We start from the raw sequence: 20,304 nt of genomic DNA on the forward strand, positions 1-20,304 counted from the left end.
TAAACTTAAATTTACTTATATAACTTATATGGTTTGACAAGAAAAAACTAAAAGGTAGTTCTGGATGATGATTTACGGATGTGTAATTCTGGTGCAAGAACCACCTTTTTTTCGATTTTAATAGTATCTGTTTTGTCTACTTGTTCTAAGAAAACGCGAGCAGACATTTTTCCCATTTCCAACGGAGATTGATCAACAGAAGTGATAGACAACTCCATGAATTTGGTAAATGGTTCATTACTGAATCCTGCAACACAAAATTCTTTTGGAATGCTGATGTTTCTCTCTTTTAGCTCTTGTATTGCACCTAAAGCAGCAAAATCACTCGAAGAGAATATAGCATCAGGAGGTGTTTCTAATTGTAATAATTTGTCAACTGCTTCTTTTCCGGCATCAACACTACTTTTTACAGGGATTACATATTCTTCTCTAAATATCATTCCGTTATCAAGTAAAGCTTGTTTGTAACCTAAAAACCTGTTTTTAAATATATCTAAAGATTGATCACCAGATAAGTGGGCAATGCATCGGCAGCCTTCATTAATTAGGTGTTTTGTGGTTAAATAGCCGCCTCTAAAGTCGTTAATAGTTACAGAACTTACTCCGTCGATATGTTTACTTCTATCAAAAAAGATTAAAGGAACGTTTTTTTGCAGTACGTTATGAAAAGCATTGTCGTTTTCAGAGGTAACATCAGTAACAGACATGATTATGCCGTCGACCTGTGCATCTATTAAAGTATATAGATTTTCATTTTCTCTTTTTTTGCTTTCATGAGTCTGGCAGATAATTACCTGATAACCGTGCGGATGCAGTTCTTCTTCAATACCTCTAATAACAGAGGCAAAAAAATTACTGTCAATTCTCGGTACAATTACGCCAATATTATTGCTTCTGCCGCTTTTTAATGCTAATGCAAGCTTGTTTTGCTTGTAATTCATTGAAGCAGCTGTTTTAATAACCAATTCCCGAGTGCTTTCTTTTATTTTAGGATTATTATTAAGTGCTCTGGAAACAGTAGCTGCAGTGATATTTAATTTTTCGGCAATATCATAAATGGTTACTTTTTCGCTCATTAAAAAGAGATTTTACAAATTAATTTATAGACAAAAATACATTTTTTTTATATAATGTAATATTTAATGTTATCGATTACCATAATTCATTACTCAAACGATTTCTGTTTTACAATGATAATAAATTATAATATTTTTTGCATTAAATGTAATAATAATTATTAATAAAAATTAAAAGTATAAATTTTTTCTAAATAAATTTGGTTCGTTGGAACATATTTTCTAATTTCGTGTAATCGATTACATAATTGTTGATGTTTTCGCCTGTTAAACTATAATTTCCATTTACATGATTGCAAATAAGAGTATAACGTATAGAGAGGTTGTTTTTTATAGCATAATGATCATGATGGTTATATCATGTTCAAAGAAAATTACTACTGTAACAGAGGTGGATCCTTGGAAAAGAATGGAATCGATAATAAAAAGTATTCCAGAAACTCATTTTCCAGACAAAACATATAATGTAAACGATTTTGGAGCAGTAGCCGATGCAAAAACTTCAAACACTTTAGCTTTTGAAAAAGCAATTAAAGCTTGTGCATCTAATGGAGGAGGAAAAGTTTTGGTTCCGAATGGTAAATACCTTACAGGCCCGATTCATTTAGAAAGTAATGTAAATCTGCATTTAGAAGATAATGCTGAAATTCTTTTTAGTCTGAATCCTAAAGAATATCCAATTGTTCATACTTCATGGGAAGGAACAGAAGTAATGAATTATTCACCACTTATTTATGCTAAGGGTAAAACAAATGTTGCTGTAACGGGAAAAGGAACTCTAAACGGACAGGCAGACAGTACAAATTGGTGGATTTGGTCTGGCGGAAAAAACTACGGATGGAAAAAAGGTATTCCGTCTCAAAATGATCCAAACAACCGTGAAGTTTTGGTTGATATGGCAGAAAAGGGAGTTCCGGTAGCGGAAAGAGTTTTTGGAGAAGGAAGATACTTGAGACCTAATTTTATTGAGTTTTTTGAATGTAACACCGTTTTAGTAAAAGATATAACAGTAATAAATGCTCCTTTTTGGATTTTACACCCTATCAAAACAAACAATATGATTATTGATGGTGTAACGGTAAACAGCCACGGACCAAATAATGATGGCTGTGATCCTGAGTATTCACAAAACATAATAATTAGAAACTGTACTTTCAATACTGGTGATGACTGTATAGCTATTAAAGCAGGTCGTGATGCTGATGGAAGAAGAGTGGGATTACCAAGTAAAAATATCATTGTGCAAAATTGTAAAATGATCGACGGGCACGGAGGCGTTGTTATTGGAAGCGAAATATCGGCCGGTGTGAATAATGTTTTTGTAGAAAACTGCAATATGGACAGTCCAAATTTGGATCGTGCCATTCGAATCAAAACCAATTCAAAAAGAGGCGGTGTAATCGAAGATGTTTATGTTAGAAACCTTGAAGTAGGAACTGTGAAAGAATGTGTATTGAAGTTAAATATGTTTTATAATGTTTACGGATCACAGACAGGAAATTTTATACCAACGATCAGGAACATAAGTCTTGAGAATGTAAATGTAAAAAATGGTGGAAAATACAGCGTTTGGGCAGAAGGTTATAAAGAGTCTCCAGTAGAAAATATAACTCTTAAAAACGTAAAAATTCAAAAAGTAGATTCGATCTATAAATTAAAAAATGTTAAGAATATAAAATTTATTAATACCTATATCAATGAAAGAAAAGTAAATAATTAACGACGAGTAACTATCAATTAACCAAAAAACCACTAAACAAAATTATGAACATTAAACAATCATTAAAGAAAAAAATAAAATACAATATTGTATTTTTATTTTTCCTAAATTTCCTCTTGAGCTTTTCAGCAAAAGCGCAGTCTACCACAATAGAAGGGAAAATTACAGATGCGTCGGGATTGTCACTGCCAGGGGTAAACATTAACGAGAAAGGAACCAAAAATGGAACTTCGACAGATTTTGAAGGAAGTTTCAAGATAAATGTAACAAGTAATAAAGCAGTTTTAATAATAAGCTATCTGGGTTTTCAAACTCAGGAAGTAAGTGTTGCTGGAAAAAGCAAAGTAAATGTTAGTCTTGTAGAGCAGTCAAATTCATTAAATGAAGTTGTAGTAGTAGGATACGGTTCTGTTAAGAAAACAGATCTTACCGGTTCAGTAAGTACAATTAATGCGGCTACAATTACAGAAAGAAACACCATCAGCCCTCTTGAAGCAATTCAGGGAAGTACTCCCGGAGTTCAAATTTCATCTAGTACAGGTCGTGCGGGTGATGGATTTAAAGTTGTAATTAGAGGAAATAACTCTCTAATCGCAGATTCTAGTAATCCAAGTATGGTTGGTTCTTCTCCACTATATGTAGTTGACGGAGTTCCTATGGATGGAATTGATTTCTTAAATCCACAAGATATTGCCAGAATGGATGTTTTAAAAGATGCATCTTCAGCGGCAATTTATGGTTCTAGAGGATCTAATGGAGTTATTATTGTTACGACAAAAAGTGGTACAAGTGCAAAAGCAGGTATCAGCGTAACATTTGATACTTCTTATGGAAATAAAACAGCAGCGAGACTTCCAAAAATGATGACGGGAGAAGAATGGTGGAAATTTCACCAAGTTGCTTACATGAGTGCTACTCCTGCAACGCAGACTCCGGCTCAATTAGCAGCATTAGCAGGAAATCAAAGTCCATTATTAGTTTCTCGTGCCAATAGCGGTTACAATTATGACTGGTATGATGCAGTACTTAAAACTGGAATGACTGAGAATAACTACTTAAATATTTCTGGTCGTTCAGATTCTGGTTTGAGTTATAACTTAGGATTTGGTATTCAAAGTGACAGAGGTCTTATCGATAATGATTCAACAGACAAATACTCATTTAAATTAGGATTAAATCATAAAATTAATGACAAGTTTTCTACAGGTGTAAATGTTACAATTGCTAGATTAGACAATCAATTAGGAAGTGATTTAGCTATGCAGGATGCTTTTAGACTAAGTCCTTTAATGTCTCCTTGGGCTGTTGATGCGGCTGGAAATGAAAAAGTAGGAACTTTATTTTTCTTACCTGGTAAATTAACATATCCTGATGGTTCTTGGGCAATTAATAAAACGTCTACAGTAAACCCATTAATGGAGATTGCTAATTCTTCTCAAACAGAAAAAACATGGCAGACAGTTGGTAATGCTTATTTTCAATATCAGCCTTTAAAATGGCTTTCGTTCAAAACGACATTTGCGGCAGGTATTATGGATACACAAGGCTCAAAGGCTTATACTGCACAAACAAATGCTGGTGTAACATTAAATGGAAAGAATTCTGCAACTCTTGAAAACTCAAATAACTTCAATTATACGTGGGACAATCAAATTGATTTAAAACATACTTTTAACGATGTACATGATTTTAGTTTATTGTTATTACAAAGTTTGTACTCAAATGTTGATGAGTTTTCTTCTTTGTATTCTAACAATCAGCCTTTTGATGTAGGAACAGATAACATGGGTTCTGGAGTACAAACTAGTTATGTAGTAAAATCATCTTATGCAAAGAATACTTTAAACTCTTATGCAGTTCGTTTAAACTATGCTTATAAAGACAAGTATTTAATTACAGCTTCTACAAGATGGGATGGTTCTTCTGTTTTATCTGAAGGTAATAAATGGCAGAGTTTTCCTTCTGTAGCATTAGGATGGAAAATCAGCAAAGAGTCTTTCTTAGAAAACAGTTCAGTAGTTTCTGATTTAAAATTACGTGCGAGTTTAGGTTATACAGGAAATGATAACGTTGCACCATATACTTCTCAAGCATTACTAAATCAGCAGACATTTTATGCTGCAGGAGCAAATGTTGTTTCTGGATGGCAGTCAGAAAATTTAGCCAACCCAAATTTAACTTGGGAAAAAACAAGAGAATACAATTTAGGAGTTGATTTTGGATTCTTAAAAAACCGTATTAGCGGTAGTGTTGATGTTTATGACAGATTATCAGATGATTTAATTTACAAGCAGCAATTACCAGCAGAAACAGGTTGGAAAAATACATTTGCCAATGTTGGATCTGTAAGTAACAAAGGTATTGAGGTTTTATTGACAACAAAAAACATTAAATCTAAAAATGTAAATTGGGAAACAACTTTTACATTTACTAAAAACGTAAACAAATTAGAGTCAATTTACAATCAAGATAAAGTAAGTGATATTGGTAATAAACTGATACTTGGAGCACCTTTGAATCCTAACTACAATTATGTTTATGATGGAGTTTGGCAGGAAAGTGAAGCAGCTCAGGCAGCGACTTACGGAATGGCTCCTGGACAAGCAAGACCAAAAGACTTAAATAATGATGGTAAATTTAATCAGGACGATAGAACTGTAATTGGTAATCCAAACCCAGAATGGCAGGGAAGTTTTTATTCAAAGTTAACTGTTGGACAGTTTGATTTCAATTTCTCAGTTTTAACTAGCCAAGGACAAACTGTTTTGAGTACTTTTCACCAAAACTTTGCTGATGTAAGCGATAGAGGACGTCAGAAAATTGCAATGGACTATTTTATTCCAACTAATGGTACAGGAATTCCTGCTAACGCTAACACTCAAAATCCAAGACCAGGACCAGTTGCAACAGGAGCTGGAGCTTATTGGACTTCTTTATTTGGATATTATAGAGATGCTTCTTACGTGAAAATTAAAAATATATCTTTAGGTTATACACTAGATTCTGAATTGTTGAAAAAACTAAAAATCAGTAATCTAAGAGTTTATGTAAATGTTTTAGACCCATTTGTATTTACAAAATTTGACGGGTACGATCCAGAGTGGGCAGGTTCGCCATTTGGAGTAAATCGTCCAGCATCTGTTACTACACAATTGGGATTAAGTGTTAAATTTTAATAAAGATATCAAATGAAAAAAATAATAATAATGTTAGGAATAATCGCTGTATCTGTAAGTTCATGCAGTGATTATATTGAAGAAGAAAGCCGTTCTTTTGTACCCGCAGATGCAACCTATAAAACCGCATCTGGATTTCAATTATTGGTAAATACAAATTACGCTTGGTTAAAAGGTATATATGGAGGAAATCCATGGCTTTTTGAGTCAGGAACAGATATGTATGCAGAAGGAAGAGGGCCAGAACCTGCAGGTTTAAGTCAATATACACTTTTAATACCTTCATCAGATAATGTGGCAGATTTATACAATCCTTGTTATCAGTTGATTCAGGCGGTAAATAAAACAATTCATTTTTCGACTATAACAGAGCAGACTTCAATTTTAAATGCTCAGGTAGGTGAGGCAAGATTTTTAAGAGCACAAGCTTACTTTTTGTTGGTGCAGACTTATGGTGGTGTTCCTGTTGTAAACGATTATATTTCAACACCAATTTTATCTTTTACCAGAAATTCAGCCGAAGAAGTATATACACAAATTATAGGAGATTTAGATTTCGCATTGGCAAATGTTGGAACTGCAGCTTATAGCTCAGCAGGAAAAGTAAACAAAAGAGCCGTAAATGATTTATTGGCAAAAGTATACTTAACTAGAGGATACGAAACATTTGGTAAAGCAGATGATTTTACTAAGGCTGCATCTTATGCTGATGCTGCGATTGCAGGACAAACTTTGGCAATTGCTTTTGATCAATTATTTAAACCTGGAAACGATTTAAATGCTGAAACGATTTTTTCTGTACAATATGATAAAGCTTCAACAAGTACAGACCCAACAAGATTGGGGAATAATCAGTTTTATTATTTTAGTTCGTACTTAGGTGGAGCAGAAACTGGAGCACCGTTAAGAAGCTACAATTTATGCCCGACAGATTATGCTTTAGGATTATACGAAAAAGGAGATAAAAGATGGGATGCTACTTTCATGACTGAAATTCTTGAAGGTCCAGAAACTACAAATGGAGTTACTAAAACTATTTTGTACTATCCATACTATAGAAGTTCAAATCCAGCATCATTAAAAGTAAGACACTTTTACGAGCCAAAATGGTTTACGCCTGCTGACAGAACAGCTTGGGAAACTGCAAATGCCTCAAGAAAAGCGGCTACGTTTGTTTACCACCCTTGGGGAGAGTATTCTGCAGCTCATACTTTAATTAAAAATTTAGACTGTTACACTATTCCAGTGAAGAAGTTTGACGATCCAGATCCAACTACACCTTCAAGTACAGGACCAGTAAGTACAAGAGATATTATCGTATCTCGTTTGGGAGAAACTTACTTAATTGCTGCAGAAGCGTATTTTAAAGCAGGACAACCAGGAACAGGTTTAGCTCGTTTAAATGAAGTAAGAAGAAGAGCGGGAGTTGCAAATGCAACAATCGGACAATTCACTATCGATTATATTCTTGATGAAAGAGGTAGAGAATTGTTAGGCGAATATAAAAGATGGTTCGATTTGAAGCGTACAGGAACATTAGTTGACAGAGCTTCAGCATACAATTATAAAATTAAAGCATCCAACTTTGTTGGAGTAGGCGGTAAACTTAAAATCTTAAGACCAATTCCACAATCGGTTTTAGATTTAAACCAAAATAAAGATTTTCCTCAGAATCCTGGTTATTAGTAATTGATTAATATTTTGAGACTATTGTTTTTTTGAAGCAGTTAAAAAGGAGTTTGGCCAAAGTGCCGAACTCCTTTCTTAACTAAAAAGTAAAAGGATTTTAATGCGAAAAATTGTATTGATTTTATTAGGGTTTATAAGCTTTGCAAATGCACAGCAGACTTATAGTGTCGACACTTCGTACACCGTAAAAAGCACCTATGCTAAATTGATAAAAAAATACCCGTCGATTACGATTCCAGTTATCGCAGAGAATGAAAACGTCGATAAAATTGGCGATGTGACTTATTTTACATCAAAAGAAAGAACACTGCATTTAGATGCTTTTGTAAATAAAAAACAAAAACAAAATCCGGCTGTAATTATGATTCATGGCGGCGGATGGAGATCAGGAAACAAGAACCAAATGAATCCTTTGGCGCAAGAAATAGCTTCAAAAGGTTATTCTTGTTTTACAATAGAATACAGATTATCGCTTGAAGCAAAATATCCATACGGCGTGTATGATGTAAAAAATGCGATTAGATTTATAAAAGATAATGCAAAGAAATTCAATGTAGATCCAAACAAAATTGCGGTTTTGGGCTGTTCTTCGGGAGGGCAGATGGCAGCTTTGATTGGTACAACAAATGGAATTTCGGCTTTTGATGATCCTTCAAATAAAAGTAAATCATCTTCAAAAGTAAATGCAATCATCAATGTAGACGGCATTTTGGCATTTAGGCATCCAGAATCTTCAGAAGGAGAGATGGCATCGTTTTGGCTTGGAGGTTCTTATGAAGAAAAAACAGAGAACTGGAAAAATGCATCGGCTTTAAGCCATACCAATAAAAATACACCTCCAATATTGTTTATAAACAGCAGTATCAACAGGTTTCATGCAGGGAGAGATGACATGATAAAAATTCTAGATCAATATAAGATTTATAGTGAAGTTCATACAATCGAAAATTCACCTCATTCCTTTTGGTTTTTTCAGCCTTGGTTTAATCCAACCGTTGATTTTATAACTAATTTTTTAAAAAAGACATTCAAATAATTGCAATAAAATGAAAACAAAAATCACAGTCGCAGCCTTATTTTTAATTGGTTTGACATCAGTAAATGCTCAAAAGTATGATATTAAAACCGCTAAAACATATGCCGAAATTTCTGCTAAAACAGATGGACATTGGGAGGGAAGAAAATACAAAGGCGGAACCGTTTTTAAAAATGTAGACAGACTAAAACTAGCTCCAGAGCATACAGATCATTCTTTTGATATTCGTTACGAAGGTCCGGGATGGGAAAGTAACCGAATTGGATACCGATTGTATCTAGACTGGAGAAATGCGATTGATATTTTTGGAAAGAAAACTTCAAAAATGATTCTGCCAATTGTAGGTCAGGATAATTTTGATTCGTATCACGAAATGAGCGATTGGGGAGCGGATATTCTAAAAGCAGGAAAAGGAATTGGGATTGGATCAATTGATCGTTATTTAAACAACGAAAAACTGCATTTCCGTGAAGTAGATTCTACAATTGCCACTGTTGTAAATAAAAACAACGAATCTGGCGTAAAAGTGAATTATTATGGATGGAAAACAGCTTCTGATAAAATTGATTTTACTTCAACTTTAACGATAAAACCAGATCAGCTTTATACAAAACATACCATTCAGGCTTCAAAAGAAATTAAAGGAATTTGTACTGGAATTGTAAAACAGAAAAATACAGAACTTCTTAAGAAAGAAAGTAAAAATAAAAAATGGGCATATTTGGCAACTTACGGCGTACAGTCTTTAGTTCCAGATAAATTAGGAATGGCTATTTTTTATGAAGTAAACACGATCGAAAATATTGCTGATACTGATTTAGATTATTTATTAGTTTTTAAACCAACAACAAAAGCGACTTCATTTTACCTTTTAGGTGCTTGGGAACAAGAGCAAAATGGAATAAAATCGAAAGAAGATTTCGTGAAATATTTAGACGCTCAATTAGAAATTCTGAACAAAAAAGGAAAAATGTAGTTTTTTTTGCCACAGATTATAAGGATTAAAATGATTAGAAAAAATCTGCTGGATCTGCTAAATCTGCGTGAAAATATTTAAACATATAAACATAGAATTATTGTATTTTCAAAGGAGTATAAAAGAAACAAGTCTAATGTTTGTTAATACAAGTGAAACGCCTTTTATAAGTTTTCATCCCGATAGCTTTCGGGAATGTTTCTATGTGTTTAAAACAAGCAAAGAATAATCCAAATAATCCATTATCCTGATAGCTATCGGGAGTGGCAAAACAAAATATAAGAATGAATTATAAAAAAACAGTCTTTGCGTTTTTCTTGTTGTACAGCATTTTTACAACTGCTCAGAACAATGATAATCAGAATAAAACTGCAGTTTCAGCCAATTCAAAATGGTCAGAGAAAACAGCAGTGACAATTCTGAATAAATACCCGAAAGCCTGGCAGATCGACGGAACCGAGAAACCAAAATGGGATTATAAAATGAGTTTGATTTTGTCTGCTTTTGAGAAATTGTATTTGAAAACAAAAGACAAAAAATATCTCAATTATATCAAAGATTATGCGGATGAACTAATTGACGGCAATGGAAATATAGTCAAATATGATATTAAAGAGTATAATATTGATTATGTAAATCCTGGAAAATTACTGTTTAATTTATATGAGGAAACAAAAGACAATCGCTATTTAACGGTTATCAAACAATTGAGAACACAGCTCGAAAGTCAGCCAAGAACACCAAGCGGAGGATTTTGGCACAAACAAATTTATCCAAATCAAATGTGGATTGACGGTTTGTACATGGCAGAACCTTTTTATGCCCAATATACAGTTAAGTACGAAAAAGGTAAAAGCTTAGGTGATATTGCGAAACAATTTGAATTGGTTCACAATCATTTATTAGACAAAAAAACAGGATTGCCTTATCAGGCTTGGGATGAAAATAAAGAAATTGGCTGGGCAAATCCCGAAACAGGAACTTCGCCAACAATTTGGAGCAGAGGAATTGGCTGGTATATGATGGCATTGGTAGAAACACTGGATTATTTTCCTAAAAGCAATCCAAAGCAAAAAGAATTAGTAAGTTATTTGAATGAAATAGCAAAGAATTCGGTTAAGGCTCAAAGCCCTTCAGGATTGTGGTATCAAGTTGCCGATAAACCAGAATTGACAGGCAATTATTTAGAATCCTCAGGTTCTGCAATGATTATTTATGCTTTGGCAAAAGGAGCAGATAAAGGATACTTGAATGCATCGTATAAAAAAACAGCGCAAAAATCTTTTGATGCATATGTAAACGAATTTGTCAAAACAAATGAGAACAATGAGATTACCATTTCAAATGTTTCATCCAATGTAGGATTGGGTGGAAAACCTTTCCGAGATGGTTCAAATGAATATTATGCAAAAAGCAAGACAAAAGACAATAGTTCGCCGGCATTAGCGGCATTTTTACTGAGTGCAGTAGAATTAAATAAATAACAAACGATTTATTATGATAAAGAAAAGTCATTTTAGTTTTGCCCGAATTGTACTGATAAGTGCGATTGTATTTTCGGTTAGTACAATTTCGGCGCAGTCTTCCAATACTATTTCAAAAGATCTAAAATGGTCAGAGCGAATGGCGCTTTCTATTATCAAACGTGCTCCAAAAGCTTGGCAGGTCGATAATAACGAAAAACCAAAATGGGATTACAAATTGGGTTTATTGATGACTTCTTTTGAAAAACTGTATCAAAAAACAAATAATTCTGTTTATGGCGATTACATTAAAGCTTACGGAGAAACAGTAGTTAATCCTTCGGGAGAAATTATGAATTACAAACTCGAAGATTATAATATCGATTATGTAAATCCGGGTAAGTTTTTGTTTGAACTTTACAAAAGAACAAATGATAATCGTTATCTAACAGCTATGCAGACTTTAAGAAAGCAGTTAGAAACGCATCCAAGAACAAATTCAGGAGGATTTTGGCACAAAAAAATATATCCGTACCAAATGTGGCTCGACGGTTTGTATATGGGAACACCATTCTATGCACGTTATACGGTTGAATTTGACAACGGTAAAGATTTAGATGATGTTGCCAAACAATTCGAACAAATTCACCTGCATACGCTGGATAAAAAAACTGGATTGCTTTTTCATGCTTGGGATGAAAGTAAAGCGATGCCTTGGGCAAATAAAGAAACAGGAACTTCACCCAATTTCTGGTCGCGTTCTATTGGCTGGTATATGATGGCTTTAGTTGATGTTCTGGATTATATGCCAAAAGAGCATCCAAAAAGAAAAGAACTAATTCAGTATTTAAATGATATTTCAAAAGCTGTTGCAAAATATCAAGACAAATCAGGATTATGGTATCAGGTTACCGATGCAGGAAATAAAGAGGGAAATTATCTTGAAGCTTCGGGATCTGAAATGTTTGTTTACGCTTTTGCGAAAGGAGCAAAAAAAGGATATTTACCAGCATCGTATAAAAATCTCGCTTTAAAAGGTTTTGACGCCATTACTAAAAAATTGGTTACTGTTGATGCTGATGGCGAAATTCATATTACACAAGTTTGTGCCAGTGCAGGATTAGGAGGAAATCCGTACCGCGATGGTTCTTTTGAATATTATATAAAAGAGAAAATAAAAATAGATAACTCACACGGTTTAGGGCCATTTATTTTGGCTGCATTAGAAGTAGAACAATAGTAGAATTTTTAAATATATTTTGAAATGAAAAATAGTAGGAAACACAGTTTTATGTCGGTTTTATTAGTTTGCGTAATGGCTTTTACAGGCTGTAAAGTAACTTCACAGGAAACTGCAAAAAAGGAAATCGTTATTTCGAAAGACATGAAATGGTCAGATAAAATGGCTTTAACCTTGATGAAACGTCATCCAGAAAGTTACATGATCGACGATTCTAAAAAACCAAAATGGGATTATGTTCATGCCTTAGTATTACACTCTATCGAAGAATTGTACAAAAAAAATCCAGATCCGCGTTACAAAGCCTATATAAGAGGTTATGTAGATGAATTGGTGCAGGAAGACGGTACGATTAAAACGTACGAACTAGACAAATACAATATTGATTTGGTGGTTCCGGGGCGTTTACTTTTTGCTATTTATGCCGAAACAAAACAGGATAAATATTTAAAAGCGATGCAATTGGTTCGCAAACAATTAACAGAACAGCCTCGTACAGCGAGCGGCGGATTCTGGCACAAACAAATCTATCCAAACCAAATGTGGTTAGACGGTTTGTATATGGGAGAACCATTTTACGCAGAATACACATTGACTTTTGAAAATGGAAAAAGTTTTGATGACATCGCAAAACAATTTGAGTTGATTCAATTGCACGCAACAGATCCTAAAACAGGATTATTGTACCACGGTTGGGATGAAAGTAAAGCAATGCCTTGGGCAAATAAAGTTACAGGAAACTCACCAAATTTCTGGTCAAGAGCTTTAGGCTGGTATGCAATGGCGCTTGTTGACGTTTTAGATTATATGCCAAAAGAGCATCCAAAGAGAGCAGAGTTAATTAAGTATTTAAATAATGTATCTGCAGCTTTGGCTAAATATCAAGATAAATCTGGATTGTGGTATCAGGTTACAGATAAAGCAGGAGGAAAAGGAAACTATTTAGAAGCTTCAGGATCATCAATGTTTGCTTATGCTTTTGCAAAAGGGGCAAACAAAGGATATCTTCCTGCAAAATATAAAAAATTAGCCAACAAAGCTTTTGACGGATTAACAACTGTTTTAATCAAAAAAGTTGATGAAGACGGCGGTATTACATTAACAAACTGCTGTCAAGTTGCAGGTTTAGGAGGAACTCCATACCGTGATGGTTCTTATGAATATTATGTAAACGAAAGAAAAAAAGACAACGATCCTAAAGCAACAGGACCATTTATTTTAGCTGCTTTAGAATTAAATAGATAACTTATAATTGTTAATTGTGAGTTATGAATTATTAGCTATTAGTTATTAGTGAAGATTTCCTGCTTTGTCTTGCTGAACGAAGTCGAAGCATCGAACAGAAACTCCAATTACAAATTAAGGTACAAACCCGATAGGTTTTAAAACTTGTCGGATTTAAAACACAAAACTTGTCATTTCGACCGAAGGGAGAAATCTCACTCGTAATTCGACAAAGATTGAAGACATTCTGTACGGAATTTCTAGTGCGATTTACTTCGTCTATTCGCTATCGCTCGAGTCTCCCTTCGATCGAAATGACAAAAAAAACAAAACAAAACAAAAATGAAAAGTATAAAAATCGCAGTTCTTCTCCTTTCCGTATTTTCATTTCAGAAAAATGCAGCACAAGTATGGACACCAGATAATGGAGATGGAACGTATACAAATCCAATTATTCATGCCGATTATTCAGATCCTGATGCAGTAAGGGTTGGAGATGATTTTTATATGACGGCATCGTCTTTTAATTGTATTCCAGGATTACCAATCTTACATTCGAAAGATTTGGTAAACTGGAAAATTATAAGCTATGCGCTGCCAAAACAGCCGCCTTTTGAAACTTATGACAAAGTGCAGCACGGAAACGGTGTTTGGGCGCCAAGTATTACTTTTCATAACAACGAGTTTTATATTTACTATCCAGATCCTGATTTTGGGATTTATATGATAAAAGCTAAAAAAGCCGAAGGACCTTGGTCAGAACCGCTTTTAGTAAAAGCCGGAAAAGGACTTATTGACCCGAGTCCGCTTTGGGATGACGATGGAAAAGTTTATTTAGTGCACGCATTTGCAGGAAGCCGCGCGCAGATTAAAAGTTTAATTGTGGTGTGCAGCATGAATACCGAAGGAACAATTGATAATAATGATGAAGTAATGGTGATTGACGGACATGACGGCGAAGGCACGATTGAAGGTCCTAAATTCTACAAAAGAAACAATTACTATTACATTTTTGCACCAGCAGGAGGAGTACCAACAGGCTGGCAGACTATTTTAAGATCTAAAAATGTTTTTGGACCTTATGAAAAGAAGAAAGTTTTAGAACAAGGATCAACCAAAATAAACGGTCCGCATCAAGGAGCGTGGGTGCAGACTCAAACAGGCGAAGACTGGTTTATTCATTTTCAGGATAAAGGTGCTTACGGAAGAATTGTGCACTTGCAGCCTATGAAATGGGAGAAAGACTGGCCGGTTATGGGACAGGATTTTGATAAAAATGGAATAGGAGAACCGGTTACAACCTATAAAAAGCCAAATGTTGGCAAAAAATATCCAATAGAAAATCCAGCAACATCAGATGAATTTAATGAACCAAAATTAGGATTGCAATGGCAGTGGCACGCAAATTCTCAGATCAACTGGGGACTGCCTACAAGTCTTGGTTATTTGAATTTGTTTTGCATGACGACAATTAAGGAGAGTAAAAGAATTTTTGATGCACCAAATTTACTGCTTCAAAAATTTCCTGCTGAAGAGTTTTCGGCGACAGCCAAATTAACTTTTAATACAAGATTAAACGGAGAATCGACAGGACTGATTATTATGGGATTGGATTATAGTTATTTGTGCTTTAAAAACGATAACGGAAAATTATATCTAAATCAAAAAACGGGAACTTTTAATAAAACCGTTTCAGAAACAGAAACAAAACCTATTTTAATTTCAAGCAATACAATTTATTTGAAAGTAAAAGTAAAAAAAGGCGGAATTTGCAGTTTCTTTTATAGCTTAGATGATAAAAACTATAAGCCGATAGGAAGTGATTTTACTTCAATTGAAGGAAAATGGATTGGTGCAAAAATGGGACTTTTTGCTTTAAGCGAAAAAGTAACAAACGATTCAGGAAGTGTGGCAGTTGATTGGTTTAGAGTAACAAAATAAAATTTAGAATGGTTCAGTTAAAAAAAATCCTATTGCTTTTTAGTATTGTTTTGAGTTTTAGTATTCAGGCACAAAACACCTATAAAAACTGGCAGGATATAATTCGTAAAAACGATGCTTCATGGTTTGGTACTGAAGAAGCTAAAAAGATTGCCGAAAATGTACTGCTTTACCAAAGAGATATTGGAGGCTGGCCAAAGAATATTCAAATGCAGAATGAGCTGACTCCTTCGCAGAAAAAGGATTTACTCGACATTAAAAAGACCACAAAAGAAACCACAACAGACAATGGAGCAACCACTCAGGAAATGCTTTATATGTCTAAAATGTATGCTCAGGTAAAAGACGAGCGTTACAAAGAATCATTTTTAAAAGGGTTAAATTATTTACTGGAAGCGCAATATGCAAATGGCGGCTGGCCTCAATTTTATCCTTTAAAAAAGGGATATTACACACATATTACCTACAATGACGATTCGATGGTTCGTATTTTAGAGGTGATGAAAGAAGTAAGCGAAGAAACAGATTTCTACAGCATTAAACCTTCAAAAGAAAGTATTGCAAAAACAAAAACAGCTTTTGATAAAGGAATAGACTGCATCATCAAAACACAATACAAACAAAATGGAGTTTTAACGGCTTGGTGCGCGCAGCATGATGAAGTTACGCTGCTTCCTGCAAAAGCGAGAGCATATGAACTGCCTTCGCTAAGCGGAAAAGAATCGGCTAAAATTGTACTGCTTTTAATGGCAATTAAAAAACCGTCACCAGAGGTTATGACGGCTGTAAAAAGTGCCTACGCGTGGTTTGAGAAAACAAAAATTACCAATCTTGAAGAAAAGCGTGTTTTAAACGATGCAGGAAAAGTTATTGATAAAAAGATGATTCCAACTCAAAATGCGGCGCCAATTTGGGCAAGATTTATGGAATTGGACAATAACGAACCTTTCTTTTGCGATCGTGACGGAATCAAAAAGAAATCACTGGATGAAATTGGTGCAGAGCGCAGAAATGGTTATGCTTGGTATACAGATGAACCAAAAGAAGTATTGAAAAAATATACCGCTTGGGGAATTAAAAATGGTACAAAAGTTTCAGAAGCAGCATCAGAGAAAAAGAAAGTTGTTTTTTTTACCGTAGCACAGGATGGTTCTGGAGACTTTACCAAAATACAAGATGCCATATATGCGAGCCCCTCTTTTCCTTATGAAAAAGTAACCATACTCATTAAAAACGGAACATACAACGAAAAGCTTAGAGTGCCCGAATGGAATAACAATTTGATTTTATTTGGCGAAAGCAAGGAAAAAACAATCATTACTTTTGATGATAATTTTTCGAAAATCAACTTAGGACGAAACAGCACTTTTTATACCTCAACACTTTTAGTAGAAGCAGACGATTTTACAGCATTTAACCTAACGATTAAAAACGCTTCGGGCGATAAAGGTCAGGCGATTGCATTATCAGTTACCGGCAATCGTGCTAAAATTACCAGCTGTATTATTTCAGGAAATCAAGATACTTTATATTTATCAGGAAAAAATGCCAAGCAGTATTTTAGAAACTGTTATATAGAAGGTACAACCGATTTTATTTTTGGAGGAGCTACAGCTTTATTCGAAAACTGCGTTATTCACAGCATTAAAAGTTCGTACGTAACAGCTGCTTCAACTCCCGAAGGTGTTGCTTATGGTTTTGTTTTTAAAAATTGTAAACTAACCTCAGAACCTGCTGTAAACGCTGTTTATCTGGGCAGACCATGGCGTATTTATGCCAAAACCGTTTTTATCGACTGCGAATTAGGCAAACACATAAAACCCGAAGGCTGGGAAAATTGGTCAAAACCCGATGCAGAGAAAAATGCCTTTTATGCTGAATACAATAACAGCGGCGAAGGATTTCAACCAAAGAAAAGAGTCACATGGTCACATCAGCTTACAAAAACAGAAGCAGAGCAATATTCGATAGAAAATATTCTAAAAGATACAGTGCCTAATTGGTACCTTTAATTAAGGTGCTGAGGGACTAAGGTTCTAAGATGCTAAGTCTTAGACGAAATATCTCAGAACCAAAAAGACGAACAGCACGGCGTCTCTACAAGAAAAACCTTAGAACCTCAGTCCCTCAGAACCTTAGAACCTTAAAAAAAATGAAATATCTACTTCTCCTCTTAATATCCTGCGTTTCCTTTGCTCAGAAAAATGATTTTCCAACAGCAAAAGTCGATTCGATAGTAAACAGAATTCAGCTTCCTGTATTTCCTGCTTATCAAGTTAATATTTTAAAAATAGGAGCAAAAGGCGACTCTATTACAAACAATAAAGCTGCGTTTGATAAAGCAATGGCGCTTTGTAAAAAGAAAGGGGGAGGAACCATTATTGTACCAAAAGGAATTTATAAAATAAACGGACCTATTCATTTTGTCAGCAATGTAAATTTGAAAATAGAAAAAGGCGCCAAAATAAAATTCAGCGACAATCCTCAAGATTATCCTTTGGTTTTAACCAGCTGGGAAGGCACCATGCTTTATAATTACAGTCCGCTTATTTATGCTGCAGACTGCACTAATATTGCACTGACTGGCGAAGGAACTATTGATGGAGAAGGCGGGAAAGTTTGGAAAAGCTTTAAAGCAAAAGAAGGTCCAGGCAAAGATTTAAGCCGTGACATGAACCATAATAATGTGCCGTTAAAAGACCGAAAATTTGGAGAAGGTTATTTTTTACGTCCGCAGATGATTCAGTTTTTAAATTGTAAAAATGTACTAGTTGAGAATGTCAGAATAGAGAATTCGCCGTTTTGGTGTCTGCATCTTTTAAAATCACAAAGTATTACCGTTCGAGGTATCAGCTATAAATCATTAAACCATAATAATGACGGAATCGATCCTGAATACGCAAAAGATGTTTTGATCGAAAATGTAACCTTTAATAACGGCGATGACAATGTTGCCATTAAAGCCGGACGAGATCATGAAGGCAGAGCGAATACAGCAACACCAAGTGAGAATATTGTAATTAGAAATTGTAATTTTAAAGGACTTCACGGAGTTGTAATAGGCAGCGAAATGTCGGCAGGAGTGCAGAATGTATTTGTTGAGAACTGCAAAACGATAGGTTATTTAAAAAGAGGAATTTATTTAAAAACAAATGCAGACCGCGGCGGTTACATTAAAAATGTTTTTGTTAGAAACATACAATTAGATCAAGTTGAAGACTGCTTGTATATGACCGCTAATTATCATGGAGAAGGAAAAGGTTATCAATCGGATATTTCAAACATTCATTTTTCTAATATCACTTGTAACAAAGCATCAGAATCCGGAATTGTTATTCAGGGTTTTCCCGACAAAAAAATCAGAAACATATCGCTGAACAATATCGAAATAAAGGAAGCAAAAAATGCCCTGTCAAATGAAAATGCAGAGAATGTTTTGATGACAGATGTTTTTATAGGTAAAAGAGCAGGAGTGCCTACGGCAGTTTCGAAACCTTAATTTTTTTAGGTTCAAAGTGGCAGAGGAACAAAGGGACAAAGGGACAAAGGTTTTTGTAGATACATACTGCAATGTGTCTACGCAAAGTATTATCCTTCTGAGCGAAGTCGAAGGATTTCCGAGCTGTGAAGATCTTCGACTTCGCTCAGACTGACAAACGGAGAATACAACAAATTGTGGTAAAAAAGGAGCAAAAAAATTTGCTAAATCTGCGAGAGTAAATTTTTTGACGCGTCCGATGGCTCTTAGGAACAAAGGTTTTTTGTAGAGACACACTGCAATGCGTCTATGCATAGTATTGTCCTCCTGAGCGAAGTCGAAGGATTTCCGAGCTGTGAAGGTCTTCGACTCCGCTCAGACTGACAAGGGGAGAATACAACAAATTGCGGTAAAAAAGAGCAAAAATTAAATCAGTTCAAATAAGCAATCCCAATAGCTATCGGGAGGGTGAAACAAAAAAACAAATAAAAATGAAAAAATACATCTTCTTAACACTACTTATTACATCAGTTTGTTTTGCACAAAAAACAACCTTATACACAATTGGCGATTCGACAATGGCAAATAAAAAAGACCCGGACAAAAATCCAGAACATGGATGGGCGCAGGTATTACAGCCTTTTTTTAAAGATGATATTGTAGTTGTAAATAAAGCCGTTAACGGTCGAAGCACCAAAAGTTTTATCAACGAAAAACGCTGGGATTCTATCTATAAAAAGCTGAAGAAAGGAGATTATGTTTTTATCGAATTTGGACATAATGATGAAAAAATTGAAGATTCAACACGTTATACAAATCCACATACGACCTATCGATACAATCTGATTCGTTTTGTAAAAGAGAGTAGAGAAAAAGGAGCAATTCCGGTTTTATTAACTTCAATTGCCCGACGCAATTTTAATGAAAAAGGAGTTCTCGTACCTACGCATGGCGATTATCCCCTTGAAACCCGTTTGACGGCGCAGGAATACAAAGTCCCTTTTATTGATTTAGAGTATTACACAGAACTGTTAGAGCAATCTTACGGTCGTGAAAAGTCAAAGCAGCTGCATTTACATTTTAAAGCAGGCGAGAACCCTTTTTACGATAAAGATAAGGCCGATGATACGCACCTCTCTTTGCTAGGAGCCACAAAAATCGCACAGATCGTGATCAACCAGATCAAACAATCAGAAGATCCATTACTTAAAAGACTTAAAGATAATTGTAAAATGTAGAATGTTTGTAGTTTATGGTTTATGGTTGTTGAAATTTGGCAGTTGTT

The 20,304-nt window shown here is 34.7% G+C and carries 13 protein-coding genes; 12 read left to right on the forward strand and 1 reads right to left on the reverse strand.

Translation table 11 applies throughout. The features are described from left to right. Positions 1-47: 47 nt before the first annotated feature. Positions 48-1,076, reverse strand: coding sequence for a LacI family DNA-binding transcriptional regulator (locus B0A75_RS09685; protein WP_089054078.1), 1,029 nt, complete (start codon positions 1,074-1,076; stop codon positions 48-50). Between the two features lie 346 nt (positions 1,077-1,422). On the opposite strand from B0A75_RS09685, the gene B0A75_RS09690 reads away from it, so the two are divergent. The 12 genes from B0A75_RS09690 to B0A75_RS09745 all read left to right on the forward strand — a co-directional run bounded on the left by B0A75_RS09690 (position 1,423) and on the right by B0A75_RS09745 (position 20,257). Beyond that, complete coding sequence (locus B0A75_RS09690) at positions 1,423-2,796, forward strand: glycoside hydrolase family 28 protein (RefSeq protein WP_394335284.1); 1,374 nt, start codon at positions 1,423-1,425, stop codon at positions 2,794-2,796. A 44-nt stretch (positions 2,797-2,840) separates the two neighbouring features. Continuing rightward, positions 2,841-5,972 (forward strand): SusC/RagA family TonB-linked outer membrane protein, encoded by a 3,132-nt coding sequence (locus B0A75_RS09695; protein WP_089054080.1) that lies wholly within the window; start codon positions 2,841-2,843, stop codon positions 5,970-5,972. A gap of 12 nt (positions 5,973-5,984) precedes the next feature. After that, the gene (locus B0A75_RS09700) at positions 5,985-7,658 is read left to right on the forward strand and encodes a RagB/SusD family nutrient uptake outer membrane protein (protein ID WP_089054081.1); all 1,674 of its coding nucleotides are present in this window, start codon (positions 5,985-5,987) and stop codon (positions 7,656-7,658) included. Between the two features lie 103 nt (positions 7,659-7,761). Beyond that, positions 7,762-8,697: an alpha/beta hydrolase gene (locus B0A75_RS09705; RefSeq protein WP_089054082.1), complete on the forward strand. Its 936-nt coding sequence runs from the start codon at positions 7,762-7,764 to the stop codon at positions 8,695-8,697. Positions 8,698-8,707: 10 nt separating this feature from the next. Further along, entirely contained in the window at positions 8,708-9,673 is a 966-nt protein-coding gene (locus B0A75_RS09710) for a DUF4861 family protein (RefSeq protein ID WP_089054083.1), read from the forward strand. 284 nt (positions 9,674-9,957) lie between these two features. Next, the gene (locus B0A75_RS09715) at positions 9,958-11,157 is read left to right on the forward strand and encodes a glycoside hydrolase family 88/105 protein (protein WP_089054084.1); all 1,200 of its coding nucleotides are present in this window, start codon (positions 9,958-9,960) and stop codon (positions 11,155-11,157) included. 13 nt (positions 11,158-11,170) lie between these two features. Beyond that, a complete protein-coding gene (locus B0A75_RS09720; RefSeq protein WP_089054085.1) occupies positions 11,171-12,376 on the forward strand; it encodes a glycoside hydrolase family 88/105 protein in 1,206 nt (401 codons plus the stop codon). A 24-nt stretch (positions 12,377-12,400) separates the two neighbouring features. After that, positions 12,401-13,621: a glycoside hydrolase family 88/105 protein gene (locus B0A75_RS09725; RefSeq protein ID WP_089054086.1), complete on the forward strand. Its 1,221-nt coding sequence runs from the start codon at positions 12,401-12,403 to the stop codon at positions 13,619-13,621. A 321-nt stretch (positions 13,622-13,942) separates the two neighbouring features. Then, positions 13,943-15,541, forward strand: a complete 1,599-nt coding sequence (locus B0A75_RS09730) for a glycoside hydrolase family 43 protein (protein ID WP_089054087.1) — start codon at positions 13,943-13,945, stop codon at positions 15,539-15,541. 8 nt (positions 15,542-15,549) lie between these two features. Next, on the forward strand, positions 15,550-17,553 hold the full coding sequence (gene pelA / locus B0A75_RS09735) for a pectate lyase (protein WP_089054088.1): 2,004 nt from the start codon (positions 15,550-15,552) through the stop codon (positions 17,551-17,553). A gap of 140 nt (positions 17,554-17,693) precedes the next feature. Beyond that, complete coding sequence (locus B0A75_RS09740) at positions 17,694-19,040, forward strand: glycoside hydrolase family 28 protein (protein WP_089054089.1); 1,347 nt, start codon at positions 17,694-17,696, stop codon at positions 19,038-19,040. 470 nt (positions 19,041-19,510) lie between these two features. After that, positions 19,511-20,257, forward strand: a complete 747-nt coding sequence (locus B0A75_RS09745; protein WP_165765109.1) for a rhamnogalacturonan acetylesterase — start codon at positions 19,511-19,513, stop codon at positions 20,255-20,257. The last annotated feature ends 47 nt before the right edge of the window (positions 20,258-20,304 follow it).

Origin of the sequence: Flavobacterium oncorhynchi (assembly GCF_002217355.1) — a bacterium.
Lineage (GTDB): Bacteria > Bacteroidota > Bacteroidia > Flavobacteriales > Flavobacteriaceae > Flavobacterium > Flavobacterium oncorhynchi.